General features: G+C 31.9%; 10 protein-coding genes and 1 pseudogene. All 11 read right to left on the bottom strand.

Annotation, left to right across the window (positions count from 1 at the left end; all coding sequences use genetic code 11):
- Nucleotides 1–527: pseudogene (locus tag IY230_RS04855) on the bottom strand (acetate kinase); the annotation flags it as partial.
- A 74-nt stretch (nucleotides 528–601) separates the two neighbouring features.
- Nucleotides 602–1,279: a PAQR family membrane homeostasis protein TrhA gene (gene trhA / locus IY230_RS04850; protein WP_196370291.1), complete on the bottom strand. Its 678-nt coding sequence runs from the start codon at nucleotides 1,277–1,279 to the stop codon at nucleotides 602–604.
- A 7-nt stretch (nucleotides 1,280–1,286) separates the two neighbouring features.
- Entirely contained in the window at nucleotides 1,287–1,808 is a 522-nt protein-coding gene (locus tag IY230_RS04845; protein WP_196370289.1) for a tRNA (cytidine(34)-2'-O)-methyltransferase, read from the bottom strand.
- Complete coding sequence (locus tag IY230_RS04840; protein ID WP_196370286.1) at nucleotides 1,805–3,223, bottom strand: MATE family efflux transporter; 1,419 nt, start codon at nucleotides 3,221–3,223, stop codon at nucleotides 1,805–1,807. The genes IY230_RS04845 and IY230_RS04840 overlap by 4 nt, the downstream gene beginning before the upstream one ends.
- A gap of 19 nt (nucleotides 3,224–3,242) precedes the next feature.
- On the bottom strand, nucleotides 3,243–4,679 hold the full coding sequence (locus tag IY230_RS04835; protein WP_196370284.1) for a nicotinate phosphoribosyltransferase: 1,437 nt from the start codon (nucleotides 4,677–4,679) through the stop codon (nucleotides 3,243–3,245).
- Nucleotides 4,680–4,763: 84 nt separating this feature from the next.
- Complete coding sequence (locus IY230_RS04830) at nucleotides 4,764–5,936, bottom strand: PTS transporter subunit IIC (RefSeq protein ID WP_196370282.1); 1,173 nt, start codon at nucleotides 5,934–5,936, stop codon at nucleotides 4,764–4,766.
- A gap of 129 nt (nucleotides 5,937–6,065) precedes the next feature.
- Nucleotides 6,066–6,461, bottom strand: coding sequence for an arsenate reductase ArsC (locus tag IY230_RS04825; RefSeq protein ID WP_196370280.1), 396 nt, complete (start codon nucleotides 6,459–6,461; stop codon nucleotides 6,066–6,068).
- Between the two features lie 93 nt (nucleotides 6,462–6,554).
- Entirely contained in the window at nucleotides 6,555–7,424 is an 870-nt protein-coding gene (locus IY230_RS04820; protein ID WP_196370278.1) for a hypothetical protein, read from the bottom strand.
- Between the two features lie 115 nt (nucleotides 7,425–7,539).
- On the bottom strand, nucleotides 7,540–8,097 hold the full coding sequence (locus tag IY230_RS04815) for a hypothetical protein (protein ID WP_196370276.1): 558 nt from the start codon (nucleotides 8,095–8,097) through the stop codon (nucleotides 7,540–7,542).
- A 293-nt stretch (nucleotides 8,098–8,390) separates the two neighbouring features.
- Entirely contained in the window at nucleotides 8,391–8,678 is a 288-nt protein-coding gene (locus tag IY230_RS06700) for an InlB B-repeat-containing protein (RefSeq protein ID WP_308705638.1), read from the bottom strand.
- 112 nt (nucleotides 8,679–8,790) lie between these two features.
- Complete coding sequence (locus tag IY230_RS06790; protein ID WP_374978439.1) at nucleotides 8,791–8,901, bottom strand: IS3 family transposase; 111 nt, start codon at nucleotides 8,899–8,901, stop codon at nucleotides 8,791–8,793.
- Nucleotides 8,902–8,914 lie beyond the last annotated feature (13 nt).

Below are 8,914 nucleotides of genomic sequence, written 5' to 3'. Positions count from 1 at the left end.
CCATATTTTCTAACACCGTGTTTTGTATACCACTCATATGGTGTGCCATATAAGAAGCTTTCTTCTGGCATTGTTTGATGGAATGTTGTATCAAACACTGCAACATGAATTACATTTGGTATAGCTTTTCTAAAAGCGTTAATACCAATAACGTGTGCTGGATTATGGAGTGGTGCCAAGTCATTTAAGGATGCAATTTTGATAACTACATCATCATCAATGACTACAGATTCTTTAAATAATTCTCCACCTTGAACAACACGGTGTCCAACGCCTTGAATTTCATCTAGAGAAGCAATCACCTTATTTTCTAGTAAACCTTTGATAACTAAATCAACAGCTACTGAGTGATCTAAAACCGCTAAATCATTTTGAGTTTTAGATGATCCGTTAAACTTAATCTTAAATTCTGCATTTTTATTACCAATTCTTTCAACCAAACCAGATGCAATTTCAAATTCTTCTGGCATTTGTAATAATTGGAACTTTAAACTGGAACTTCCAGCGTTAACTGATAAAATTTTCATAATATTACCTTCCTATCTTATTTGATTTTAACTCAACATGAATAAATATTCAAGTATTAACATAATTTTAGTTTTTAAATAATTAAATAGTTATAAATTGCCATAAATTGTAGGATTGTACCCAAACCTACAAATAGGTGCCAGATAAAGTGAAAATACAGCTTATCAGATTGTTTATAAAATATAACACCTATTGAATAACTTAGACCACCTAATAAAATGAGCCACATAGTTGATGGACTATATTTATAAAGGTCAATCATGAAGTATAAACCACTCCAGCCAAGTAACAAGAAAATAACAATATGCATGGTTTGAAATCTGTAAACCCAAATGGATTTAAATACCATACCTGTAATAATTAATACCCATTGTAGTATACAAAGTAATAAACCTAATGTTATCCAACCTTCCATACCAAATATCGGTACTCTAAAAGCTGGTAAAAGTAAGAATATTGGTGCAAATGTTCCACCTATAAGCATATAAATGCCAATATGATCAAATCTTTTAAATACAGCTTTAGAACCTGTAAATGATAAAGCGTGATACATGGTTGAACTTAAGTAAAGTATAATCATAGAGATTCCAAATATTATGGCACTCGCTACTTGAAATTCATCAGTAGATTTGATAAGCATCATAATTAGACCTACGATACCAAATACAGTCATCAAACCATGTGATACACTATTTGCTACTTCTTCACCAATTGTTTGAATTCTTTTTTCTTTTTTTATTTTTTTACTCATTCTCTAATCACTCCTTAAATTGTTTTAGATAGTCTGCCCCTTTTAGACTTTCCGGTTCTTCTTCACTTAATTCAGGATAACCCAACTGTCTTTGTACTTCATAGACTGTAATTGCTACAGCGTTTGACAAGTTAAGACTTCTAATTTTATCATTTGTTGGTATTCTAAATGTATTTTCGATATTTGTGCTTAATAATGCTCTATCAATACCGTAGGACTCAGATCCGAAAACTAAATAGATATCACCTTTAATAGTTTGATAGTTGGGGGCACTATGAGTTTTTCTACCATATCTAGATAGATAAAAGTATGTGCCGGGATGTTCATTTTGGAAACTTTCAAAATCTTCATGAATTTCAAAATTTAAAGCATCATAATAATCAACAGCACTACGTCTAAGTTTTGCATCATCTATTTTAAAACCGAGTGGTTTTATTAAGTGAAGATGGACACCACTACCTACACAAGTACGCATAATATTTCCTGTATTTTGCGGAATTTCGGGTTGGCATAATACGACATGTATCATACGAGTACCTCGCTTTCATCATCTTCTAAATTTACTTTGATATCTAATTCAATGTTTTTTCTTAAGTGATGTGCATGGAATATAGCAACAACATTAGAAATGTTCATCGCAGTCCAAACAACACTATATTTCATTTCAGGGAATAAGAACCATAAACCAAATAATAGTGGTATACGTAATCCCCATAGTCTAAAGGACTGTGCTTTAAGTCCAAGTTTTGATTGTCCACTTCCATTAAAGATAGCCATGTAGTTTTGGAAGATAGACATCACAGGTTGGGTAAGTAGTAACCATAATGTATATTCTACAGATACTTCAATCAATCGCTCATTTTGTGTACCTACTAATAAAGTTACAAATTCTCTTCTAAATAGTATGGCTATAAGAATTGCTATTAGTGTAATTGTAAAGGTCATCCTACCAGATTGCTTATATACTTTTAACGCTCTTTCGGGTTGTCTGTTACCAATATTTGCGCCAATAAATACCGCACCAATGGTGGTAATTGCATAGATTGGATTCATCAGTAAATTACTTAGCTTATTACCAGTTGAAAATGATGCGGAAATGACATCTCCAAACTGACTTAAAACAAATGAATTAATAATTAAAAATCCTAAAAATGTTACAGAGTGTGATACGGTTGCAGGATATGCAAATGGCCATATTTCTTTAAGTGTTCGCTTTTTAGGTACAAAGGCACTTAATTTTAATCTCATGTATCGGCGACTGATAAATAAATCTAGAATCATCAGTGGGACAAAAATTAAGTTACCGATTAATGTTGCCCATGCAGAACCTGCAACACCCCAATTAAGTACTTCAACAAAATACCATGTTAATCCTATATTCACCAGAATACCACCAATATTTAAAAGCGTTGGTGTAATGGTTGATCCTTGGGCTTGTCGAATTGCTTGATAAACCAAAAAGAATATTACACCTACAAGTTCAAGGCTTCGTATATTAAAATACTCTAGAGCAAAATCAAATGTTTGTCCCTTAGCTCCCAACAAATCAATGAAGAACCAAGAAAAACCTAATATTACAAGCGTTAAGCTAATCCCAACAATAAGCGCTATCGTAAGGAGTTGACCAGCATAGAATTTGGCTTTATCTTCCCTTTTAGCCCCTACAAATTGAGATACAATCGCCATAGCGGCAATCGATAATCCAACACCGATTGCTAAAATGAGGTTATTAAATGACTCATGAATATTTAGTGCAGCAATTGCAGAGTCAATTGACTCTGTACTTACATCTTTGATGCGAGCGATAAAATAAATATCAACCATACCATTAAAAGACTTGATCAAGTTGTTTATTAGTATAGGTAACGATAAAAGGAGCATATATAGCCATATATGCTTCCCATTTAACATGCGTTGTGTATTTTTTGAAATGACTTGTTCCATGATTGTAAGGTTCTACTTTCTAATGTTTATGCTTAACTACTAATGCTTGTCGTAAATCCCATAATTCTTGTGATAAATCAACATAGTATTCATGTGGGAACTTTAAACGTATAACTTCTTTCCAAAGTTTATTAAAGTTTATTTCTTTATGTTTTCTAATCGCTTCTATTGAAGGTAGATCATAGACTAATTTACCTTTTACAAAGATAGGTACTAATAGTTTTTCTACTTTATAATTTTCTACTATCTTTTGTTTCCATGGATGATTTGGATCAAATAATGTGTATGGTTTAGATGGATCGATTTCTTCATGATGCAGTGTAATGACATCTGCTAAGGCCATATCGTTTTCATCATAGAAGCGGTAAAGTTGCTTAAATCCTGGAATGGTTGTTTTTGCAACATTATCAGAAATTTTGATTTTCGGTATAATTTGACCATCTTCTTCAACAGCACTTAATTTAAATACACCACCAAACACAGCCTCACTTCTTGCAGTGATTAATCTTTCACCGACACCAAAAGCATCGATTTTTGCTTCTTGATGTACGATTAAGTCCCTGATAATAAATTCATCTAATGAGTTAGATACAGTAATTTTAGTTTCAGTTAGACCTGCTTCATCTAATAAAGTACGTACTTTCTTAGATAAATAAGCTAAGTCACCTGAATCAATACGAATGCCTTTTAAGTATTTACCCATCGGCTTTAAGATTTCATTGTGAATTCTTATAGCATTTGGAATACCTTCATTTAAAGTATCATATGTATCCACTAATAATAAACAGTTATCTGGGTAATTTAAGGCATAGCTCTTAAATGCTTCATACTCACTTGGAAAACTTTGAACATAGGAGTGCGCCATTGTACCAGAAGATGGAATTCCATACATAAAGTCAGCTAAGGTATTTGATGTACCTGTTACACCACTAATATATGCACTTCTAGCGCCTAGATTTGCTGCATCATAAGAGTGTGCTCTTCTTGCACCAAATTCAAAGACTGGTCTACCTTTTGCTTCTCTTACAATTCTTGATGCCTTTGTTGCAATCAAGGATTGGTGATTAATAGAAAGTAGTACAAATGTTTCAATGAGTTGACATTCAATAATAGGTCCCTTAATAACCATTAATGGTTCATTAGGAAATATTGGAGTACCTTCTTTGATTGCATAAACATCAGAGGTGAATTTAAAGTTTTTTAAGTATGTTAAAAAACCTTCATCAAATATTTTTTTATTTCTTAAAAATTCAATAGTATCTTTATCAAAAGATAAGTTTTTAATATATTCAATAATTGACTCTAGTCCTGCAAATATTGCATAACCGCCCTCATCAGGAATACTTCTAAAGAATACATCAAATACAGCCACTTGATTATGGCGGTTATCTTTGAAATATCCATTAGACATAGTCAGTTCATAAAAGTCTGTTAATAACGCTAAATTTCTTTTCATAAAATCATCTCCTAAGTGTATTTTATCATGTATTTTAATAAATATTAAACTTAACAAAAACGAATCCCGATTAAGGGATTTTTCTTATAAATTTGAATCTAATATAAGATCGTTTTCTGTGTACCAATTCAATTTAATAAACAATACATCTAACCAAAATACTAAGACTAATGGAAATAGTATCATGGAGGAAACAAATAGCCAACCATCTAATGAAAAATTAGTGATTGTAAGTGGTTGAATAATACCAACCAATCCTGAAGTACCCATACCAGCCCATACTGCACTAAATTGGTGCCCTACTGGTATGAGATCAATAAACCACTGATAACCATCAAAAATGAAATAACTTAATGGTGCTAGAATAAAACTAGCTATTAAAGTTGGCGCCCAAACAATTGGTTTTCTCATAACATTTTTAAATTGGAACATTGAACTAGCAAGACCAACGGTAAAGATTGAACCTACATTGTTTTTTCTTAGGCTTTGAACAGAAAAACCAACCATTTGTGTGGAACAACCAATTGCTGCAGCACACATTGCTGCTATTGCAATTGGATCTGGAATAGCTAGTGCATTACCAACACCAAATGGTAAAGAAAATACTGCAATAGCAACACCAGCACTACTAATAAATGGTAGCGTTAATAAAATACCAAATATTAGTGCTACAAATGCAGATGTAACAAAAGGTTCTAACTGCATAAAGAATTTAATAGTACTATAGATCATTTCCATAAATCGATCAATTGGCCATGAGATGAGATACGTTGCTAAAACAGCAGCTAAGATTCCTACAATTGGAATAAAGAATAAATCATAAGATGTTTTCTTTCTGAAGATAGCTTGCATTGCAAAATATACCCCAATAACTACAAAATAGGCTGTAATTGGATTATTTGATACGCTAACCGGATCAAACCACCCAGGCATACTAAAGTCAATTTTAACAAGTGTTCCGATACCACCAGCAACGGATAACATAATGAGTTTTAAACCATCGACTTTAAGTGATAAACCAATACTTAGACCAATCCCCATACCTAGTAATGAGGTTAATACAGGTGCTACCCTCAGGCTTAATACATCAATACCTGTAATAATCCCTAATGTTTGGATAATTGCTCCAACAACAATTGTTCCAAATATACCAAATGTCATCCCATTTAACGTTTTAGATAAAAATGTTTTGACCTTATTCCAGAATGTTGGTGTAGATGATGCCAAATCTACACCCGTGTTACTTGCTTTTCCCATGTGTGTTCTTCTTCTTTCTTCTGAATTTGTTTTAACGTTACTAATATAGCATTATTACGAAATAAAAACATGAAAAACACAAAAAACAAATGTTTTTTGTGTGCTTTTTCTAATTATTAATTTTTATTGTTACAATTGCTTGTTTTTTACGAGATTTATGAGTTCCAGTACTTTTATTTTAATAAGTTCCCTGGTGACTCTAAATGCTTCAATACCTTTACCACTTGGATCATCTAAACCCCAATCCTCGTGATAATCATTAGGTACCCAAGGACAATTTGCATTACAACCCATGGTGATTAATATATCAGGAATAGGAATATCATCAAGTAGCTTAGGGTACTGGCTATCTATGTTTATACCAACTTCTTGCATGACTTCTACAGCAAGTGGTTTAACTTCTGGATATTTTTCAGTTCCAGCAGAATACACTTCGATAATACCTTCACCATATGTTTTTGCAAAACCTTCAGCCATTTGGCTACGGCAACTGTTATGTACACATACAAATGCGACTCTTTTCATATATATCTCTACTTTTTATGTTATGTTTTGATTATAACATGTATAAACGATATAAATAGATGGGTATAACCTTCTTTTACATGCTTTTTACACTTAGATAGCCCCTAAAGTGAATATCGTCAACATTAGTGTTATAACATTCGCTGTAAAGCCGTAAAGGTAAGCTTTAGATCTACTTTGTTTGTCTAACTTGTAACCATATACAACCATCTCTATCGTAAATACTGTAATTTCACCTAAAACTAAGGTAATGATCAATCCAACTTCTGCTGCCCAAAAATAGTATCCCACAACCATAGCAATTGTAAGTGCAGACTGTGTTACGAAATTAACGATACCTACAAAAATAAAATCCTTTTTATCTCTATACATAAATGCTAGTAACACTAAAAGTTCTACACCAATGGTCAGTAATATTCTTAATATATATTTACCAGAAAATTCTAGTAAAGGGATTTCCTCAGTTAGTGTTCCAACATTAGATTTTGATGTTGATAAATCAACACCCGTAAGGTCAAATGTCATTTTCGAAGTGAACATCTTTCGATGTATAGCTTTTGAAACTATAAATACATCATCCTCTAGTATAAGTAAGATTTTAAAGGTTCTAGGAGCACTAAAGTATCCAACATGTATTGTATTTGAATCTATGAGTTGTAGTGATGCAGGGGCGCCACCACTATAAAGCGTGCGTGCTGCATAACCATCTTGATCTTGATATCCATTGAGTACATCAATTGGATAATCTGCTTTATAATATGCTTCCAGCTCATACATTGCTTCATCATCTAGTATAGGTACATCACCATCATAAGAAATTAACAATTCAAAGTCATAAGGTACATCAACACCCTTAATATGAATAGTTGCTGTAGGTTTTGAAAACATATCAGCATAAGTTGGTTTAGGTGCTAATATAATAGCTACTATCATAAGTAATAAGACAATACTTATCTTCCTCATAAGATCCCCTCCTTAAATAACCGTTGATAACTAGATTATAATACATGTTGGGTGAAAACGTCTAACATACTATAAATTAAAAGGTAAGCACCTGATATGTGTGCTTACCAATTGATTAAATACTTTCAATTCTTTTAAAGATATTTTCATCACTAAAATCATAGTATTTAAATGCGTAGTTTTGTTTAAAACTTTCATCGACCGTGATAGGACTATTTAAAAGTATTGATTTGTAGTTCGAAATTTTTTCATTTAAAGCTTTGATATATGATTTTGGATCTTCAATCTTTAATATTTTATACTTAATCGAAATATTAACACCTAATTTTTCTCGGTTCAAACCTTCTAAGTACAAGATCTTTGAAAATGTATCCAATGTATTATCATCAAGTAGTTCTTCTAATAATTGTATATTATTATAATGACCATATATAGCTATTAATTTTGTAACTTTTGAAGATTTTTCATAACCTTTTGTCTTTTTAATTTCTTCTAATAGATTATTAACAATAGTCTGCTTCCAAACATCCTCTACATCTTTAGGTACATTATAGTGTCTATATTCAGGAACTTCTCTATTAATTGAAAATAAGTTGCCTTCATAGTCAAAAAATACTTTCTTTCCATTGACTAAATCAATGGTCTCTATTCGTTGTATCACTTGTTTTTTCATTTGATTACACCTCTTTTTATAAAAACTTGTTACTAAAACAAAAGTTTTTCATATCCCATATTGGGTCTTGAAAAACTTTAACTTTAAGATTGGGTTTGTAGAACTATATTGATACAATTACGCACCCTTGTGTTATTTTACGCACCCTTGTGAAATTTTACGCACCCCCAAATTGATGGCTTAATTTCGCCCTTTTATTTTGGATTTGTTTGAAAGTAGTGATTTCTTTGTATCAAAATAGGTTCTTCAACTATCTACTTATTGTGGGGTATTGAGCCAATGAAATATTTTTTTCAATCATTTAATACCCATTTACCATGAAGTGTAATATCTTCTGCGGGCATAGCCCCAAATATATATGGTGTATTTAAATTGATATCACTGTACCAACCACTAAATGTATATCCATCTCGTAATGGTACGTATTCCATAATACTTTGATTGTATATGACTGTATCAGAATGTAATACATAGTGTGCTTGTGTGATTTGGGTTGGGGTAGATTTTCTTACAGTTGTTCCATCACCTAATTGACCGTAATCATTAAATCCCCAGGTGAAGAGTCTACCTTCAGAGTGCACTGCTATGATTTTCTAGGACACATAGGTACCACCTTTGAGAAATAAAAGTGATATTATTATATCCTTGATACTTATATTTTATCATACATCATTTTCTAGATGTGTGGCTTTTTTAATTAAAGCCTTTTATAGTTCGATATTCAACTGGTGTTAAGTAATCTAATCGATAAGCTACTCTATGATGATTAAAATAATCTACATAGATTTCTATAGCTTTTTTGATATCACCAAAGTCA

The sequence above is a fragment of the Acholeplasma laidlawii genome, from assembly GCF_015709225.1.
GTDB classification, from domain to species: domain Bacteria; phylum Bacillota_I; class Bacilli_A; order Acholeplasmatales; family Acholeplasmataceae; genus Acholeplasma; species Acholeplasma laidlawii_A.
The sequence above is the reverse complement of the archived record's forward strand: the minus strand, read 5'-3'. Positions and strand labels throughout refer to the sequence as shown.

Excerpts from the sequence above, each read along its gene's own strand:
- IY230_RS04830 (WP_196370282.1), bottom strand. The coding sequence starts at position 5,936 with ATGGGAAAAGCAAGTAACACGGGTGTAGATTTGGCATCATCTACACCA.
- IY230_RS04815 (WP_196370276.1), bottom strand. The coding sequence starts at position 8,097 with ATGAAAAAACAAGTGATACAACGAATAGAGACCATTGATTTAGTCAAT.
- IY230_RS04845 (WP_196370289.1), bottom strand. The coding sequence starts at position 1,808 with ATGATACATGTCGTATTATGCCAACCCGAAATTCCGCAAAATACAGGA.
- IY230_RS04840 (WP_196370286.1), bottom strand. The coding sequence starts at position 3,223 with ATGGAACAAGTCATTTCAAAAAATACACAACGCATGTTAAATGGGAAG.
- IY230_RS04825 (WP_196370280.1), bottom strand. The coding sequence starts at position 6,461 with ATGAAAAGAGTCGCATTTGTATGTGTACATAACAGTTGCCGTAGCCAA.
- trhA (WP_196370291.1), bottom strand. The coding sequence starts at position 1,279 with ATGAGTAAAAAAATAAAAAAAGAAAAAAGAATTCAAACAATTGGTGAA.
- IY230_RS04835 (WP_196370284.1), bottom strand. The coding sequence starts at position 4,679 with ATGAAAAGAAATTTAGCGTTATTAACAGACTTTTATGAACTGACTATG.
- IY230_RS04820 (WP_196370278.1), bottom strand. The coding sequence starts at position 7,424 with ATGAGGAAGATAAGTATTGTCTTATTACTTATGATAGTAGCTATTATA.